Source organism: Diaphorobacter sp. HDW4A, from assembly GCF_011305995.1.
Lineage (GTDB): Bacteria > Pseudomonadota > Gammaproteobacteria > Burkholderiales > Burkholderiaceae_C > Diaphorobacter_A.
In genome coordinates, this window is record NZ_CP049910.1 from 273,852 (window position 1) to 291,820 (window position 17,969).

Genomic DNA, 17,969 nt, shown 5'->3' on the forward strand with positions numbered 1-17,969 from the left:
TGAGAAATACCCCATGAGCCGTAGCCAGACCCCCTCCGCCATCCACGCTCCGCTGATCATCGACGTCGCTGGCAAGCAGCTCACCGACGTGGATCGCAAGCGCCTCGCGCATCCGCTGGTCGGCGGCATGATTCTCTTCACCCGCAACTGGGACAGCCGCAATCAGCTACTGCAGTTGTGCGCCGACATCAAGGCTGTGCGGCCCGATCTGCTGATCTCCGTGGACCATGAAGGCGGCCGCGTGCAGCGCTTCAAGACCGATGGCTTCACGCACATCCCCGCGATGCGCGCGTTCGGCGAAATGTGGATGGACGACGGCAAGGGCAGCAAGCACCGCGAAGGCTCTGGCGCCATGCGTGCGATGGATGCCGCAACGGCTGCGGGCTATGTGCTCGGCAGCGAGCTGCGTTCCTGCGGCGTGGATTTCAGCTTCACGCCGGTGCTCGATCTCGACTGGGGCGAGAGCGGTGTGATCGGCGACCGCAGCTTCCATCGTGACCCACGCGTGGTGGCGACGCTCGCCCGCAGTCTCATGCATGGACTGCTGCAATCGGGCATGTCCAACTGCGGCAAGCATTTCCCCGGCCATGGCTTTGTCAAGGCCGATTCGCATGTGGACATCCCCGTCGACGCCCGCACGCTCAAGGCGATTCTGGCCGACGATGCGGCGCCGTACCTATGGCTCTCCAGTGTTCTCACGGCCGTGATGCCCGCGCACGTGATCTATTCAAAGGTCGATGCGCGGCCAGCCGGTTTCTCCGGCAAATGGTTGCAAGACATTCTGCGTGGTCAGTTGCGATATGACGGTGCGATCTTCAGCGACGACCTGAGCATGGAAGCCGCGCGCCGCATCAACGGCAGTGTGCTGAGTTACGCAGAAGCCGCCTGCGCCGCACTCAACGCTGGTTGTGACATGGTGCTGCTCTGCAACCAGAGCGTGGGCGACGGTAAGCTGGTGGATGATTTCCTGTCCGACATGGACAAGGCGCTCGCCAAAGGCCAGTGGAAGTCAGACAAAAACAGCGAGGCGCGCCGCGTGGCGCTGCTGCCCGAAACGCTGCCTCAGCCGTGGGATGAGCTCATGATCCAGCCCGCCTACATGCACGCGCTGGATTTGCTTCCCTGATCCTTGGCTTCTTGTTCGATCCACGCGATGAAACGCACGAGTGCGTCGGCCGAACCGGCATCGCCGCTACCTTTGGAACGTGACTCCGCGAACTTCACCAGCCAGTAGCTGAATGGGCTGAGACCAACGTCCATCGCGCCGATGGCCGCCAGCCGTCCGTCCAGCAGCATAGGCGTAATGAGTTCATGGCGACCGATGGCGATACCTTGCCCTGCCATCGCCGCCTGAATCACCTGATCGTATTGGTTGTAGTGCTGCATGCGCTGATCGCGTGGCAGCTCGATACTCCGTGCGGCACACCAGCCATGCCAATGCAGCCACGGGCGCCCGGGGAGGTCAAACTCAAGCAGCACCTGCTTGGTGAGCTGTCCCGGCGTGTTGAGGCGCTGTACCTTGAGTGAGGGATGGGCCACCGGCACCAGCGTCTCGCCGAACAGGCGCAGCGCGCCTTTGGGTACATCGCGCAGCGTGCAGTAACGGATGGCCAGATCGATGCCCGGCGTGTTCATGCTCACAATTTTGGTGCCTGCGGCCACGCGCACATCCACATCGGGGCATTGCTGTTGAAAACGGATCAGGCGCGGCAGTAGCCACAGCGCGGTGAAGCCGATGCTCGCCGTGATCTTGACGGTCTTGCGCTGCTGTTTCGCATCCAGCATTTCCAGCACGTCCTGCAGTTGTCGCAGGCTGTTGTCCGCACTTTGGAACAACCGTTCGCCAGCGGGCGTGAACTGAATGCTCCGATGGCCACGCACCAGCAGCGACGCACCGATGGCCTCCTTGAGATGGCGAACCTGGCGGCTGACGGCCGATTGCGTCACGAACAGATCCTCGGCCGCCTGCGTGATGCTCATGCGCCGACCGACGGCGACGAAGCTGCGGGTCAGATCCAGAGACGGGATGGTGGGAAGTGGTTCCGGTACAGCGTTCGCGCATGTGGTGGAAGTGGCAGGTCGTGATGCCGTTGCTGAGCGCCGCTCTGGGCTACTTTCCCGGAAAGCGGCTGGGATGGCTTGAAGACACGCCCAGTGGTGTCGTGCATGACTGGACGCAGCGCATGCGTCGCCTCGAGGATGCATGGGGGCGCACCCGTCCTTTGGCCCGGCTGGACGAGCGCAAGCAGTTGGTGCAACGCTGTGCGCGCATGCGTTCGCCGATGCTCGCCATCGGAATGGAGGACGATGCCTTCGGCACACGCGAGGCACTGGAGCGGTTGCTGGGCTACTTCCCGTTTGCCGAGCGAACACATATCCGTGTTGCGCCCACCGCGTTGGGTGTGGAGGGCATAGGACACTTCGCATTCTTTCACGACCGTTTCGAGTGCAGCCTTTGGCAGTTGGCAGTTGGCACTGGGGTGGCTGCAGTCAGGCGAGATGAACGAGGCGATGTCCGGCGCCGCGCCCCACAGGCAGCTCCATGCCCTGCGCTGTCCATCGCTGGACGCATATTGAAAGAAAGCGGTTTAAGCTTCGCCTCAGACTGCCGCGCCATGATGTGCGCAGGGCAAGAATCCACACCACAAAAGGTCGCCATGAGTCTGAAGCAGAAGCTGCAAAATGCCGCACATGTCACGCGCCAGGCCATTGGACTGGCGCGTCCTTATTTCGTGTCAGAGGAAAAGGGCAAGGCATGGGGGCTGCTCATCGCCATCATTGCGTTGAATCTGGGCACGGTGTACATGCTGGTGCAACTCAACGAATGGAATCGCGTGTTCTACGACGCGCTGGAGAACAAGCAGGCGGACGTGTTCTGGCAGCAGCTCTGGAAGTTCTGTTGGCTCGCGGCGATCTACATTGTGATTGCGGTCTACAAGTTCTATCTCACACAACTGCTGCAATTGAACTGGCGAAGCTGGCTCACCCGGTGCATGCTCTCGCGCTGGCTTGCAGCCAAGGCCTTCTATCGGCTGGAGCTCGCGCGCTTCGGTGGCGGCAACGTGCCGGACAATCCCGATCAGCGCATTCAGGAAGACCTGAATCTGTTCACCACCTACACCGTGTTGTTGTCGATGGGACTGCTCAATGCGCTGGTCACCTTTGTGAGCTTCGTGGGCATTCTCTGGGGCCTGAGTGGTGTGATGGAAGTGGCTGCACCACAGGTGCTGGGCGGCGGTACCTGGCAGGTGTCGGGCTTCATGGTGTGGATGGCGGTGCTGTATTGCCTTGTGGGCACGGCCATCACCTTCTTGGTGGGTGCGCCGCAGGTGTTGCTCAACAATCGGCAGCAGCAGTTCGAGGCCAACTTCCGCCATTACATGATCCGCGTGCGTGAGCATGCTGAGGCGATTGCGTTGGACAGCGGTGAACGTGTGGAAGGCGAACGTCTGAATCTGCGCTTCAGTGACGTGCTGGGCAACTATCTGGCGCTGATACGCAAGCAGAAAAGCCTGATCTGGTTCACCACCTTCTTTGGGCAGGCGGCAGTGGTGTTCCCGTTCATCATTGCGGCGCCGCGCTTCTTCAGCGGCGCGATCCAGCTGGGGCAGCTCATGCAGATTTCATCGGCGTTCGGTCAAGTATCCGACTCGCTGAGCTGGATCGTGAACAACTACCAGGACATCGCCGCATGGCGCGCGACCACGCAGCGTCTCGCGGGTTTTGACGAAAGTCTGAAGCTGCAGAGCGAACATGCCCGTGACGGTGCGGAGCTGACGATGGGCAACCATGTCGAGACCGCTTCGCTCGAGGTCGATCTGCCGCAGGGCGAGGTGATTCTCGCGAACGCCGCGCTGCGCGTGCAACCCGGTGATCATGTGTTGATCAGCGGGCCATCGGGCAGCGGAAAATCCACGCTGATGCGGGTGTTCGCGGGCATCTGGCCCTTTGCAAAGGGCTGCGTCGAGCGACCGCAGGATGCGATGTTCATTCCGCAGCGCCCCTATTTTCCGGAGGGAACGCTGCGCGATGCGCTGGCTTATCCGGAGCCAGCATCGCAGTACTCGGATGCGCAATTTTTGGCAGCACTGAATAACGCCAGACTACCTAAGCTGCAAACGCGCCTCGACGAGAGCAATGTGTGGAACGCGGTGCTTTCCGGTGGCGAGCAGCAGAGACTCGCGATTGCGCGCGTGCTGCTCAAGCGCCCCGCGTGGGTGTTCGCGGACGAGGCCACGAGTGCCATGGACAATCCGACCGAGGCGCATGTCTATCGGCAACTGGTGCAGCTCGTCGATGAGAAGCACGGCGGGCTAGTGTCAATTGCCCACCGCGACAGCGTGCATGCTTTCCACAACCGGCGCTGGACGCTGGAGCCGGAGCGCCAGCGCATTGAAGCGACGTCCATTGGAGGCTGTGCCGCATTGTGAGTCATGGGATGATGCTTGCAGTTTGAAATTTTGAGGAGAGTGTCGTCATGCGCGTTGGTGTTTTGACTGGTGGTGGAGATTGCCCGGGGCTCAACGCAGTGATCCGCGCAGTGACCAAGTCGCTGATCGGCCAAGGGCAGTGCGAGGTGTTTGGCATCGAGGATGGATTCCAGGGGCTGATGGAAGATACGCCGCGCGTGCAGGCACTGTCGTGGGATCAGGTTTCGGGCATCCTGCATCGCGGCGGCACGATTTTGGGCACCAGCAACAGTGCCAACCCGCTGCGCGACGATGCGACCAAGGAACTCGTTGCACGCAATGCGAAAGCGCTGGGACTTGATGTGCTGGTGGTGATCGGCGGCGACGGCACCATGTCGCTCGCGCATGGGCTCGCGGACGTGGGCTTGCAGTGTGTGGGCGTGCCCAAGACCATCGACAACGATATCGCGCACTGCGAGCGCAGCTTCGGTTTCGACACGGCGGTGGCCACGGTGACCGATGCGCTGCATCGCATCGAGAGCACGGCCAACAGCCATCACCGCGTGATGATCGTCGAGACCATGGGCCGACATGCAGGATGGATCGCGCTTGAGTCAGGTCTTGCGGGCGGAGCCGACATCATTCTGCTGCCTGAGATCGACTACGACATCGCGGCCATCGCCCTGCGCTGCCGCGAGCGCGAACTGCGCCAGCGATACACCATCATCTGCATCGGCGAGGGCGCGAAGGAAAGTGGCGCCAGCCTCACCGTGCGCGAGCGGGTGGAAGGCAGTCCGGACCCCGTGCGCCTTGGCGGCGTGGCCCATGTGCTGCGCGAGCGCCTGCAGCCGCATCTGAAGAGCGAGGTGCGCGCGACGGTGCTCGGCCATCTGCAGCGCGGCGGCGATCCCACACCATTCGACAGGGTGCTCGCGACGCGCTTTGGTCACCGCGCCGCACAACTCGTGCTCGCGCGCGAATGGTGCCGCATGGTCACGCTGCAGCACGGCGAGATCGGCAGCGTGGCGTTGGGTGACGTTGCAAATGCGCAGCGCACGGTGCCACTTGATCATGAGCTCATCACGACTGCGCGAGACATCGGGATCTCGTTGGGCGAGTGATCATGCAGTTGCTTGATCCGATCGTGCGGCTTCTTTGAACCGATTTTCTCAAGGAAAGCTCGCGGCCTTGGGCGCCGGTGTCGGCTCGGCATTCGCGTTGGCTGCCGACGGCGCGGCGGGTGGCTGATGCAGCTTGCTCTGCGGCAGCGGCTTGCCCTCGGGCCAGCGGCGCACCACGCGTTGGAAGATCAGTGCATTGGGAATCTGCAGCAGCGTGCCGGGTTCGGGCGCGGTCGAGTCTTCGAGCGTGGTGTAGAGCAGGTTGATGTCGACCACCTTGCCCACCGCGCCGAGCTTTTCGGCGGTGTCGAGCAGCTCGATGTGGTCGCCCACGCGGAACGGGCCGACCACGAAAATCAAGAACGCACAGAACAGGTTGGACAGCACGCTCCACGCTGCGAAGAACGCAACGGCACCGACGGTGGCGAAACCAGTAAAGGCAGTCCAGAGCACGGATGCGGAAACGCCCAGACGCTCCAGCACGAGCAGCAGGGCGCTCAGGATGATGAGCCAGCGCACGACGACGGTGACCGGTGTGGTCAGCTCGTGCGGGAACTGGTAGTGGTCGCCCGCACGGTTCATGATGCGCTTGAACATGCTGTGCAGGAGCACGGCGGCGGCGATGATCAGCACGATCTGGAAGCCGGGAACGATCAGATCCAACGAGTCCTGCGTCCAATCCGGCAAGTAAGTTCTCCAACGAAGAGCCATGTCTTTTCTAAAGTTTGAAATTTTGGTCAGTGAAGGACCTTAACATTTTTGGTTCTGGTGCTTGTTCGGGACGAAGCCTTGTGGCTTCGGCCGGTGCTTCGTTTTGAGGTGCCGATATGGCCTCTTAAAACGAAGATTGCCAAACAATGCACGGACTCAACGTCCGTCACAGAGCAAAAACAAAAACAGAAGAGTCAACGCTTGCGTTGTTCTATCGTGTCCATCTGCATTTCGAAGCTGAAGAAACGATCACGGCCTTGGGCTTTGGCGGCGTATAGGGCTTCGTCGGCCCGCATGACCATGGTGATGGCACTGGTGGTGTCGTCGGGCACGCAAGTGGTGATACCGCCCGAAAGGGTGAGCACCGGGCCGATGGGCGAGTCGGGGTGGGGAATGTCGCGGGTCTTGAGCAGGCCGCCCAAGGCGCGGGCGAAGGTCATGGCACCAGCGCGCGGGGTGTTGGGCAGGATGAGGGCGAATTCTTCGCCCCCGTAGCGCGATGCTACATCGCGCGGGCGCACGCAGACTTCGCGCAGCACGCGGGCAACGTCGCGCAGGGCGGCGTCGCCTTGCACGTGACCTGCGGTGTCGTTGAAGCGCTTGAAGTGATCCAGGTCGCACAGCATCAACGTGAGCGGTGCGTGGTCGCGGCGGGCGGCCATGATTTCGGTGTGCAGGATACGGTCAAAGCCGCGCCGGTTGACCAGACCCGTGAGCGGGTCCATCTCCACCATTTCATTGAGGCGCTGGTTCGCCACGTGCAGCTCGTCGGTCAGGGTGACGAGGCGGCGGCGCATTTCATGCAGGCGGCGCATGGCGCGCAGTTTGGCAGCGAGCACGATGGGTTTGACGGGCTTGACCAGATAGTCGTCGCCACCGGCTTCAATACCTCGCCAGACGTTGAGGTCGCCATCGAGACCGGAGAGAAAGATGATGGGAGTCCAGCCGCCGGGCTCCAGCTCGCGCATGCGCTGGGCAACCCAGTAGCCGTCATGCGCGCCGGGAAGGCGGATGTCCAGTAGCACCATGTCCGGGCGGCGCAGCTCGAAAAGCCGCAGCGCCGGTTCGGCGTCAGAGGCTTCGAGGACTTCGGAGATGCCCGCACGGCGCAGCTCGTTCGCCAATTGCGCGCGAACTGATGCGAGATCCTCCACCAACAGCACCGAGAACGGGCGGTCGGAAGAGGAGGACTGGGCTGTGCTCAAACTGGGTTCGTTGAGTAGCTGGCTCATGGGTTCTCAAAGATTCGCGTTGGTACGCCGCCAGTGGCACGCAACCAGCCATTGGCGATGTGAACGTTTGCGAACGTCGGAGAACCAGTGTAACCCGCCCCGCCCAAAACTGTTACTGTTCGCGACGAAGCGCGGGGAACAGAATGATGTCGCGGATGCTCGGGCTGTCGGTCAGCAGCATCATCAGGCGGTCGATGCCGATGCCGCAGCCGCCAGTGGGGGGCATGCCGTACTCGAGCGCACGCACGAAATCGTGGTCGAAATACATCGCTTCGTCGTCGCCGCTGTCCTTGGCATCGACCTGCGCATTGAAGCGTGCGGCTTGGTCTTCGGCGTCGTTGAGCTCCGAGAAGCCGTTGCCGAATTCGCGGCCGGTGATGTAGAGCTCAAAACGCTCGGTCACCTCGGGGCGGTCATCGTTGGCGCGGGCCAGCGGCGAGATTTCCGTCGGGTGCTCCATGATGAAGGTCGGCTGCCAGAGCTTTTCTTCGACCACTTCCTCGAAATAGAACACCTGCAGGCTGGCCAGCGTGCGCGTGGACAGCTTGTCCTTTTCCTCGTTCATGCCGAGCTTCTTGAGCGCGTTGATCAGCCAGTCGCGGTTGGTGACGTTGTCGCCTGCGTCGGTGAACTTGACGATGGATTCTGGGATCGTCAGACGCTCAAATGGCTTGGAGAGATCGACTTCCTTGCCGCCGTACTCGAACACCAGCGAGCCGCGCGCGTTCTTGGCAGCGTCGCGCACGATGGCTTCGGTGTAGTCCATGATGTCCTGGTAGTTCCAGTACGCTGCGTAGAACTCCATCATCGTGAATTCGGGGTTGTGGCGGACCGAGATGCCTTCGTTGCGGAAGTTGCGGTTGATCTCGAACACGCGCTCGAAGCCGCCGACGATCAGGCGCTTGAGGTACAGCTCGGGCGCGATGCGCAGGTACATCTCCTGGTCGAGCGCGTTGTGGTGCGTGACGAAGGGCTTGGCGTTCGCGCCGCCGGGGATCGGGTGCAGCATGGGCGTCTCGACTTCGAGAAAACCGTTTTGCACCATGAAGTTGCGCAGGCCCGAGACGGCATTGCTGCGCGCGATGAAGCGCTTGCGTGCATCCTCGTCGGTCATCAGGTCGACGTAGCGCTGGCGGTACTTCACTTCTTGGTCCGCTACGCCGTGGAACTTGTCGGGCATGGGGCGCAGGCTCTTGGTGAGCATGCGGATCTTCGTGACCTTCACGGACAGCTCGCCCGCCTTGGTCTTCATCAGCGTGCCTTCGGCGCCGATGATGTCGCCCAGATCCCACTTCTTGAAGTCGGCATAGACGTCTTCGCCCAAGGCGTCGCGCGTCACGTAAAGCTGGATGCGGCCGGTGGCGTCCTGCACGGTGGCGAAACTGGCCTTGCCCATCACGCGCTTGAGCATCATGCGGCCGCCTACGCTGACGGTGAGGTTCTGCGCTTCGAGCGCTTCGGTCTCCGTCTCGCCGTAGGTGGCAGCCAGAGCGCCAGCACGGTGAGAGGGCTTGAAGTCATTGGGGAATGCCACGCCTTTGCCTGCCGCCTGCGCTTCACGCAGCACCTTGAGTTTTTCGCGGCGCTCTGCGACGAGCTTGTTCTCATCAACGGTGACTGCTGGAGTGTTCGTAGGCTGATCGGATGACATAAAGAATTCGGTGGTTGCCCGGAAGGGTGACAATAGCGGCGGTCAAAGCTCCGTTGCCGGGGCCGTGCGCACTGGAAAACCTTCAATTTTAAGTCCATGCGCCAGAAACAGCCTCGCAAGGGCTTTCGACTGTCATTGTTGCGAGCAGAAATTTATGAAAATCACCATTGTTGGCGCGGGTTACGTAGGTCTCGTGTCGGCCGCGTGCTTTGCGGAACTGGGCAATCAGGTGCTCTGCGTGGAGCGCGATGCGGGCCGGGTGGAACGCCTCAAGAAGGCCGAAGTGCCGATCTTCGAGCCAGGGCTTTCCGAGCTGATCGCCAAGAATCTGGCCGCTGGCCGCCTTGTTTTCACCACCGAGATGAAGGCCGGAGTCCGCCATGCGGATCTACTTTTCATCGCCGTGGGTACACCGCCCAAGGGAGATTCCAGCGCCGACACCAGCCAGGTGCTGGCGGTGGCCGAGCAGATCGGCGAGCATCTCTCGCGCTTTCTCGTGGTGGTGGATAAATCCACAGTGCCGGTGGGGACGGCCGACAAGGTGCGCGGCGCGATTCAGCGTGCGCTGAAGAAGCGCGCTGATCTGGCCAAGAGGCTTCCGGACTTCGCCGTGGTCTCCAATCCCGAGTTTCTCAAAGAAGGGGCGGCGGTCGAGGATTTCATGCGGCCAGACCGCGTGGTGATTGGCGTGAGTGACGACGCCGCAGGCCGCAAGGCCGAGACGCTGTTGCGCCAGGCCTATGCGCCGTTCAATCGCAACCGCGAGCGCCTGATCGTCATGGACGTGAAGAGTGCAGAGCTCACCAAATACGCGGCCAACGCGCTGCTGGCCACCAAGATCAGCTTCATGAACGACATGGCGAATCTGGCCGATGCGCTGGGGGCCGACATCGAGCAGGTGCGCAAGGGCATTGGCTCGGATCGCCGCATCGGCTACGACTTCATCTACGCGGGGCTGGGCTACGGCGGGTCCTGCTTTCCCAAGGACGTGGCGGCGATCTGCCACACGGCGCGCGAGGCGGGTGAGCGCATGCGGGTGGTCGAGGCGGTGCGGACCGTCAACGACGGGCAGAAGGAGCGTTTTGTCGATCGCGTGATCGCGCATTTCGGCGGCTCGCTCAAGGGCCTGACGATTGCGGTCTGGGGCCTGACCTTCAAGCCCGCGACCGACGATGTGCGGGAAGCCCCGAGCCGCCATATCGTGCGCAAGCTGATTGCTGCGGGTGCGAACGTGCGAGCGCATGATCCGCAAGTACGCTCTCTCGAGCAGCTCATGCCCGGCGACAACGTGGCCCGGCTGAAGGCGTCCATCGAGTTTGCGGCCGATCCTATGGAGGCCGCGAAGGGCGCTGATGCGCTGCTGATCGCGACCGAATGGAAGGTCTACCGCAGCCCGGATTTCCCCGCGCTGCGCAAGCTGCTCAAGAAACCGGTGATCTTCGACGGTCGCAATCTGTTCGAACCCGCTGACATGAAGCGCCTCGGCTTTCAATATCAGGGCGTGGGCCGCCGCACGGCCTGACCGCCATGTCGAGCACGCAAGCCGACTCCGCAAAACACGCTGCCAGCCCACACTGGGCGCGCAGCGTGGGCGGTGCCGCGCTTTGGACGCTCGCGCAGCACGGGTCTTTTTTCGCATGCGCCTGGTGGGTGTCGTGGTGGGCCGGGGCCGAGCGCTTCGGCGCGTTTGGCCAGGGGCTGGCGCTGTCGGCCATGCTGTCGGCTGCGATCACCTTTCGGCTTGAATATGCGGGCCAACTGGAGCGCAGGCAGCGCCGCGCGGCAGCGCTGTTTTTGCTGGCGCAGCGCAGTGCGTGGGGGATCTGCGCGCTGTTGCTCGCGGCGCTGGCGGTGGTGCATCAATGGGTTCGCGTGCCGCTCTGGCTCTGGGCGAGCACGCTCGCGCTCGCGCCGCAGGCTGCCACGCTGGTGCTCGCATCCCTATGCGCGCGCGGCGGCGACGTGGTGCGTGCGGCGGCACTGCGCAGCGGGCCCGCGATCATCATGGTGGTGGTTCTGCTGCTGGCTTGGGCGCTGGGTTGGCGGGATGGCATCGAGTGGTCGATTCCGCTTTCCGCATGGATGGGCTGGATGGCGGCGCGGCTTTTGGGTTTGGCGAACAATTCGGGGGACGATGGCGTGCGCAGGACTGACGCCAAACGCGTCGCGGCCTTTCATCTGCCGTTTGTGCGTGCCGAGCTGCCGGGCTTTCTGCTCAACGTGAGCGCCAATCACGGTCAGGTGCTGCTGATTGGTGCGATGGGCGGCGATGCGGCGGCCGGAACGGCGGCGCTGGCGTTGCGCATTGCGATGCTGCCGACCAGCCTGTTCGGGCTGGCGCTCGCGGATCGACTGCGCTCGCGCGTGGTGGCGCAAGGTGCGGGAACGGGGCTGATCGCGCTGCTGCGTCAGGCGATCAAGCGCATGGCGGCATTGTCGCTGGGCGCGCATGTAGTCGCGGCGCTGTTGGTGCCGTTGTTGCTGCCGCTGGTGTTTCCGCAGCAGGGCGCGGTGCTGGCGCAGATGGTGATGTGGCTGCTGCCGCTGGGCATGATCCGGCTGGTGGCGAGTCCTCTCGCCTTCATGCTGCCGTGGCGCGGCTGGCTGGGGTTGAGTCTGCTTGGACAATGCCTGCTGTTCGCCTGCGCGCTGCTGTCGGTTGTGTTGGTTTTTCCCATCAGCGGATTGATCGGTGTGGCCATTGCCTACGCTATCAGCGCCGCTGGTGTGTATCTGGGCTACATCGTCATGGCTTGGGCCGCGGCACGGACGGATACTTGAGGTTTGTTGAAAACGGGAATCTATGAGCAGACAAGGCAAGGTGGGCGCAGCGCGTGAAGCGTCACTTTCGCGTTCGCACTACACGGACGACAGCAACTTCACGCCTGAGCATCTGTACTCCATGTCGTATCAGATCCGGCAGATCCGCAGTTTCCGTCCACAGCGCGTGCTGGAGATCGGCATCGGCAACGGCTTTGTCTCGACCTTTCTGCGCCAGGCCGGCATCGAGGTGGTGACTGCCGACATCAACCCCGCGCTCAAGCCCGACGTGTGCGCGCCGCTGCATGAGCTGCCGAAGATTCTCGCGGGTGAGCGCTTCGATGTGGTCTCGTGCTGCGAGGTGCTCGAGCACATGCCGTTCGATCAGTTCGGCCCCAATCTTGATGCGATCCGCAGCCTTGCGCCGGAGGCCTTCATCTCTCTGCCGGGGCATTTTCCGTGGGCGGGATTCATGGGGCGTTTCGGCATCCATAACCGCTTTATCGATCTGTCGATTGGCTTGCGCATTCCATGCCGCCGCCGCCTGACGGACGGACATTTCTGGGAGATCGCATCCGAGTGGCAGACCCGCCGCTCGGCGCTGGTTGGCCACATGCGCGAGCGGTTTGCCAAGGTGGACAGCGGCGTGTTTCCCATGCACCGTTACCACTACTATTTCCGTTGCTCCGACAAGGAGGGCGCGTGAATCTGCAGCCAGGCATTCCGCAACTGCTGTCAGTGATCGCGCCCTGCCGCAATGAGCGCGAGCACATCGTCGCGTTTTGCGCCAATGTGGCGGCCATGCAGTTGCCGCACGGCTGGCAGATCGAGGTGCTGATCGCCGATGGTGCAAGTGACGACGGCACGCGCGAGCTGCTGGGAGACTGGTGCGCGAAGGATGCGCGTTTTCAGATGACCGACAACCCGCAGCGCATCGTCTCTCCGGGGCTCAACCGCTGCATAGTGCAGTCGCGCGGCGAGATCATCGTGCGGCTGGACATCCACAGCGAATACGCGAGCGACTATTTCGTGCAGTGCGTGAACACGCTCGCGCGCACGGGGGCGGACAACGTTGGCGGTGCTTGGCATGCCGAGGGTCGCACGCCCATGCAGAAGGCCGTGGCGGCGGCGTTCCAGTCGCCCTGGGTGGCGGGCGGGGCGTTGTCGCGCAATCTGGAATACGAGGGCGAGGTGGACACCGTCTATCTCGGCTGCTGGCCGCGCGCCACGTTCGCGAAAGTGGGTGGCTTTGACGAGCAGTTGGTGCGCAATCAGGACGATGAGCACAACCTGCGCCTCAAGAAAAGCGGCGGCCGCATCTGGCAGAGCAAGACCATCCGCTCGACCTATTTCCCGCGTGGCAAGCTGCCCCTGGTGTTCAAGCAGTATTCGCAATATGGGTACTGGAAGCCGTTCGTCATGAAGAAACACGGGCAGGCGGCGGCGCTTCGGCATCTGGTGCCTGCGGTGTTTGTCGTCGCGCTGCTGGTGGCGCTGGTGCTGGCATTCACCGTGGCCGCGTGGCCACTGGGGCTGCTGGTGGGGGCCTATGCCTGCCTGTTGATGTTGGCGCTATGGGGGATGCGCTCGCAGCTCGAGCCCGGCATGGCGACGCGCGTCATCGGCGTCATCGCGGCCTATCACTTTGGCTACGGCTGGGGATCGCTTTGCGGCTGGCGCGATGTGCTGCTCGGGCGCGGGCCGCAGCCGCAGTGGGGAGCGCTCACGCGATGAACGACGACGCACCGACATCATCGACCGCAGCGCGCGAAGCCGAGAACGTGCGCGACCGCTACGCCCGCCGCGACGGCGCGCGCGATGCGAACCGCTACAGCCTGAGCGATCCCTATGCGCTTGCCGTCTGGCAGGAACGCCAACGCAAGATGTTGCGCATGCTTGCCGAAAAAGGGTTGAGAGATTTGGGGGCGCTCGATGTGCTGGATCTGGGCTGCGGCAGCGGCGGCAACCTGCTGGATCTGCTGCGTCTTGGCGTCGCGCCGGATCGCCTGCAGGGCATCGAGTTGCTCGCGGAGCGCGCCGAGGCCGCGCGCGCCGTGTTGCCTGCAAGCTGCAGCATCTGGAATGCCGATGCGCTGACGCTCGACATCCCCGCGCAGAGTCAGGATGTGATCGTGCTGTTCACGGTGTTTTCCTCGATTCTTTCCGATACGGTGCAGCAGCAGATCGCTGATCAGGCGTGGCGCTGGCTGCGGCCCGGCGGGGTGGTGCTCTGGCACGATTTTGTCTACGACAATCCGCGCAATCCGGATGTGCGTGCGGTGCCCCTCACGCGCGTGCGCGCGCTGTTTCCGGAGGCGCACGTGCGCAGCGAGCGCATCACGCTCGCGCCGCCTCTGGGCCGTGCGGCCTGCCGCATGAGTCCTGCGCTGTATCCGTTGTTGAATGCCATTCCGTTGCTGCGCACGCATGTGCTGTGCACGCTTGCCAAACCTTTGTGATGAAGACTCCGATGACCGAAGCTCAAACCCTGTTGCCGTTTGCCCTGCCCGATGTAGGCGAGGAGGAGATCGCTGAGGTCGTGGACACGCTGCGCTCCGGTTGGCTCACCACGGGGCCCAAGACCAAGCGATTCGAGCAGGCGTTCGCGGAGTTTCTCGGCGATGCGTCGCTCGAGACCGTGGCGGTGAACTCTGCGACAGCGGGCCTGCATCTGGCGCTTGAGGCTGCGGGCGTCGGCCCCGGAGACGAGGTGATCACGACCACCCACACCTTCACCGCGAGTGCCGAAGTGATCCGTTATCTCGGTGCCGATCCGGTGCTGGTGGACATCGAAGAGCATAGCCTTTGCATCGATCCGCGCGAGATCGAAAAGCACATCACCGCGCGCACCAAGGCCATCATTCCAGTGCACTTTGGCGGGCGCAGCGCCGACATGACGGCGATTCTCGACATCGCCCATCGCCATGGCCTCAAGGTGATTGAGGACGCCGCCCACGCACTGCCGTGCACGCATCGCGGCGCGATGATCGGCACGCTCGCGAGCGACGCGGCGGTGTTCAGCTTCTACGCGAACAAGACCATGACGACGGGCGAGGGCGGCATGCTGGTCACCCGCGATGCGGCGCTGGCCAAGCGGGCGCGCACCATGCGCCTGCACGGCATCGACCGCGATGCGTTCGCGCGCTTCAATTCCAAGGTGCCCGCTTGGCGCTACGACATCGTCGCGCCGGGCTTCAAATACAACATGACGGACATCGCGGCGGCCATTGGCCTCGTGCAACTCAAGCGTGTGCGCGATATGCAGCAGCGCCGCGCCGAGATCGCGCGCCAGTTCGATGCCGCGTTTGCACTAATGAACGTCGTGCGGCCACCGCACGCGGAAAACGGCGATGTGCATTCATGGCATCTCTATCCAATCCTCGTGCCCGAGGGCGTGGATCGCGACGCCTTCATCGAGCGTATGTTCGAACAGGGCATAGGCATGAGCGTGCACTACATTCCGCTGCACCAGCAGAGCTACTGGCGCGAGTCGTGCAAGCTCGACGCGAAGGACTTTCCGGTGAGTCAGTCGGTCTACGAGCGCACGGCGTCGCTGCCGATCTACACGCGCATGACGGATGCCGATGTGCAGCGGGTGGTCGCGGCTGTGCGCTCTGCGCTGGAGATGCGGTGAGCGCCAAGCGGGCCATGGATGTGTTGGGCGCGTCGCTCGGATTGCTGGTGTTCTCTCCGTTGCTCGTGGCCTGCGCGATTGCCGTCAGGCTGGACTCGCCCGGGCCGCTGCTGTTCCGGCAGGAGCGCGTGGGGCGGCATGGTGTGCCATTTCGCATCCGCAAGTTCCGCACCATGCGGGTGACGGATGGTTCGGGGCCGCAGGTCACGGCGGCGGGCGATGCGCGCATCACCGCTGTAGGACGGCTGCTCAGACGCAGCAAGTTGGACGAGTTGCCGCAGCTCATCGACGTGCTTGTGGGTAACATGAGCCTCGTGGGGCCGAGGCCCGAGGTGCCGCGCTATATGGCGCAGTATCCGCAGGCGGCACGTGAAAAAATTCTGTCGGTGCGCCCCGGCATCACCGACAACGCGGCGATTGCGTTCCGTGACGAGGAGCGCATGCTGGCGGCCAGCAGCGATGTCGAGCGCACGTATGTCGAGGAGATCCTGCCGATCAAGCAGCGCTTCTATCTCGAGTATGTGACGCATCAGAGCGTGACGGGTGATCTGGCGATCCTCGCACGCACGGTTTGGGCAATTGTGGGTCCGCAAAGGCGGCAATCATGAGTGTGAATGGAATTCATTGGAGTCGCGACAAGGTCTTGTTCGCGCTGGCGGACATCGTCATGGTGGCGCTCGCCTGGGGCATTGCGTTCTGGCTGCGCTTCAATTTCGAGCTGCCTGCCGAGTACCGCACCATGGCGCTCGACACCATGCCATGGGCCGTCGGTTGCATGGTGGTGGGCTTGGCCGTGGCGCGCGTGCAGCGGCAGGCGTGGCGTTATGTGGGGCTTGCGGATCTGCGCCAGCTTGCCTGGGGCGTGCTGCTCGGCGTGCTCGCGACCGTGGCCTGCGTGATGGTGCTGCGCTACCCGGGCTTTGCGCGTTCGGTGTTCCCGATTTTCGGATTGCTGGTGCTTGCGATGCTGGCCGGTGCGCGGGCCACCTGGCGCTCCATCGCCGAGCAACGGCATGCGCGTGGCGGTGCGGGCGGGCAGTCGTCGCTGATCATCGCGGGCACGCTGGAAGAGGCCGATCAGGCACTGCGCACGCTTAAGGGATCGCAGGCCTGGCAGGTGGTGGGCATCGTCTCGCCGCGTGATCAGGACGTGAGCCAGAGCCTGCAGAACGTGAGCGTTCTCGGCACGATCAACCAGCTCGGAGACATCGCCGAGGCGCACGGCGTGCACTCCGTGTTGCTGGCGAGCGTGCCCGGTTCGGCGCTGCGGCGCGAGGTGCTGCTGCGCTGGTCGGGCTCGCAGCTCAATTTGCTGACCATGCCGACGGCCGACCATTGGCTCAACTCGCCCGCGACCGATCTCAGGCAGGTCGATCTGGAAGACCTGCTCGGCCGCACACCGGTGGCGCTCGATGCGGGCGATCTGGCCGAATGGCTGTCGGGCCAGACGGTGATGATCACCGGCGCGGGCGGCTCCATCGGCTCGGAACTTTGCCGACAGGTCGCGCGCTTCGGCGTGTCGCGCCTGGTGTGCGTGGACGTGTCCGAGGCGGCCATCTACACGCTGGAGCAGGAGCTGCGCATCGCGCATCCCGAGATGCTCGGCAACTACTACACGGCCAATGTGCGCGAGCACGAACGCATGCTGGCGATTGCCCAGAAGCACCATCCGGTGGTGATCTTCCACGCGGCGGCCTACAAGCATGTGCCGCTCATGGAGGAAAGCAACGAGGTCGAGGCGCTGCGCACCAATGTGCTGGGCACACTCAACGTCGCGCGCGTGGCGGGCGAGTGCGGGGCGCAGCGCTTTGTGCTGGTCTCCACCGACAAGGCGGTGAATCCCACGAGCATCATGGGCGCGAGCAAGCGGCTTGCCGAGCGCGTGGTGCAGGCCATGGCGGACCGTTATCCGATCACCGAATACGTCGCGGTGCGTTTCGGCAATGTGCTGGGATCGAGCGGCTCCGTCGTGCCGCTGTTCACCTCGCAGATCGCACGCGGCGGGCCGGTGACGGTGACGCATCCCGACATCGTTCGCTATTTCATGACCATCCCCGAGGCCGCGCAGCTTGTGGTGCAGGCGGGTCGTCTGGGGCAGTCGGGGCAGATCTATGTGCTCGACATGGGCGAGCCGGTGAAGATCGTCGAGCTCGCGCGCCTGCTGATCCGCCTTTCGGGTCGCACCGAGACGGAAGTGCCCATCGTGTTCACCGGCTTGCGACCTGGCGAGAAGCTGTTCGAGGAATGGCTTGCGAACGACGAGACTACTTCGGCCACCGATCATCCACAGCTGCGCGTGGTGCATCAGACAGCGGTCGTGCTGTCATTCAATGAGCTTGAGCGGCTGCACGCATGGGTCGAAGAACTGGGTCCAGCGCCTGCTCCGAATGTGCTGCGCAGCGGCCTGCACGGCTATGTGCAGGAGTACCGTGTGCGCGGGGCCTGAGCTTC

15 protein-coding genes are annotated in these 17,969 nt (G+C 63.4%); 11 read left to right on the top strand and 4 right to left on the bottom strand.

The window, feature by feature from the left end; genetic code table 11:
* The first annotated feature begins 13 nt into the window (after positions 1-13).
* Entirely contained in the window at positions 14-1,126 is a 1,113-nt protein-coding gene (gene nagZ, locus G7047_RS01240; protein ID WP_166299955.1) for a beta-N-acetylhexosaminidase, read from the top strand.
* Here the strand turns inward: nagZ and G7047_RS01245 are convergent.
* Positions 1,096-2,028, bottom strand: a complete 933-nt coding sequence (locus tag G7047_RS01245) for a LysR substrate-binding domain-containing protein (protein WP_256376859.1) — start codon at positions 2,026-2,028, stop codon at positions 1,096-1,098. The two genes, nagZ and G7047_RS01245, sit on opposite strands and share 31 nt — an antisense overlap.
* A gap of 629 nt (positions 2,029-2,657) precedes the next feature.
* On the opposite strand from G7047_RS01245, the gene G7047_RS01250 reads away from it, so the two are divergent.
* Together G7047_RS01250 and G7047_RS01255 are read left to right on the top strand one after the other, a co-directional pair.
* Positions 2,658-4,430, top strand: a complete 1,773-nt coding sequence (locus G7047_RS01250; RefSeq protein WP_166311806.1) for an ABC transporter ATP-binding protein/permease — start codon at positions 2,658-2,660, stop codon at positions 4,428-4,430.
* 47 nt (positions 4,431-4,477) lie between these two features.
* Positions 4,478-5,530, top strand: a complete 1,053-nt coding sequence (locus G7047_RS01255) for a 6-phosphofructokinase (protein ID WP_166299959.1) — start codon at positions 4,478-4,480, stop codon at positions 5,528-5,530.
* A 48-nt stretch (positions 5,531-5,578) separates the two neighbouring features.
* Here G7047_RS01255 and G7047_RS01260 read toward each other — a convergent pair whose 3' ends face one another.
* The 3 genes from G7047_RS01260 to lysS all read right to left on the bottom strand — a co-directional run bounded on the left by G7047_RS01260 (position 5,579) and on the right by lysS (position 9,124).
* Positions 5,579-6,241, bottom strand: coding sequence for a mechanosensitive ion channel family protein (locus tag G7047_RS01260; protein WP_166299961.1), 663 nt, complete (start codon positions 6,239-6,241; stop codon positions 5,579-5,581).
* 194 nt (positions 6,242-6,435) lie between these two features.
* The gene (locus tag G7047_RS01265) at positions 6,436-7,473 is read right to left on the bottom strand and encodes a diguanylate cyclase domain-containing protein (protein ID WP_166299972.1); all 1,038 of its coding nucleotides are present in this window, start codon (positions 7,471-7,473) and stop codon (positions 6,436-6,438) included.
* 112 nt (positions 7,474-7,585) lie between these two features.
* Complete coding sequence (gene lysS, locus G7047_RS01270) at positions 7,586-9,124, bottom strand: lysine--tRNA ligase (RefSeq protein WP_166299974.1); 1,539 nt, start codon at positions 9,122-9,124, stop codon at positions 7,586-7,588.
* 154 nt (positions 9,125-9,278) lie between these two features.
* Here lysS and G7047_RS01275 point away from each other — a divergent pair, with 154 nt between their 5' ends.
* Genes G7047_RS01275 through G7047_RS01305 form a run of 8 tightly spaced genes read left to right on the top strand, consistent with a single transcriptional unit; the run spans position 9,279 to position 17,964 of the window.
* A complete protein-coding gene (locus G7047_RS01275; protein ID WP_166299976.1) occupies positions 9,279-10,646 on the top strand; it encodes a UDP-glucose/GDP-mannose dehydrogenase family protein in 1,368 nt (455 codons plus the stop codon).
* Between the two features lie 5 nt (positions 10,647-10,651).
* The gene (locus G7047_RS01280) at positions 10,652-11,905 is read left to right on the top strand and encodes a hypothetical protein (protein ID WP_166299978.1); all 1,254 of its coding nucleotides are present in this window, start codon (positions 10,652-10,654) and stop codon (positions 11,903-11,905) included.
* Positions 11,906-11,927: 22 nt separating this feature from the next.
* Positions 11,928-12,590: a bifunctional 2-polyprenyl-6-hydroxyphenol methylase/3-demethylubiquinol 3-O-methyltransferase UbiG gene (locus G7047_RS31020; protein WP_240939334.1), complete on the top strand. Its 663-nt coding sequence runs from the start codon at positions 11,928-11,930 to the stop codon at positions 12,588-12,590.
* Entirely contained in the window at positions 12,587-13,618 is a 1,032-nt protein-coding gene (locus G7047_RS01285; protein ID WP_240939335.1) for a glycosyltransferase family 2 protein, read from the top strand. The genes G7047_RS31020 and G7047_RS01285 overlap by 4 nt, the downstream gene beginning before the upstream one ends.
* On the top strand, positions 13,615-14,343 hold the full coding sequence (locus tag G7047_RS01290; RefSeq protein ID WP_166299982.1) for a class I SAM-dependent methyltransferase: 729 nt from the start codon (positions 13,615-13,617) through the stop codon (positions 14,341-14,343). Before G7047_RS01285 ends, G7047_RS01290 begins: the two co-directional genes overlap by 4 nt.
* Positions 14,344-14,354: 11 nt before the next feature.
* Positions 14,355-15,518: a DegT/DnrJ/EryC1/StrS aminotransferase family protein gene (locus G7047_RS01295; protein WP_166299984.1), complete on the top strand. Its 1,164-nt coding sequence runs from the start codon at positions 14,355-14,357 to the stop codon at positions 15,516-15,518.
* Complete coding sequence (locus G7047_RS01300) at positions 15,515-16,126, top strand: sugar transferase (RefSeq protein ID WP_305793615.1); 612 nt, start codon at positions 15,515-15,517, stop codon at positions 16,124-16,126. Before G7047_RS01295 ends, G7047_RS01300 begins: the two co-directional genes overlap by 4 nt.
* A complete protein-coding gene (locus G7047_RS01305; protein ID WP_166299986.1) occupies positions 16,123-17,964 on the top strand; it encodes a nucleoside-diphosphate sugar epimerase/dehydratase in 1,842 nt (613 codons plus the stop codon). Before G7047_RS01300 ends, G7047_RS01305 begins: the two co-directional genes overlap by 4 nt.
* The last annotated feature ends 5 nt before the right edge of the window (positions 17,965-17,969 follow it).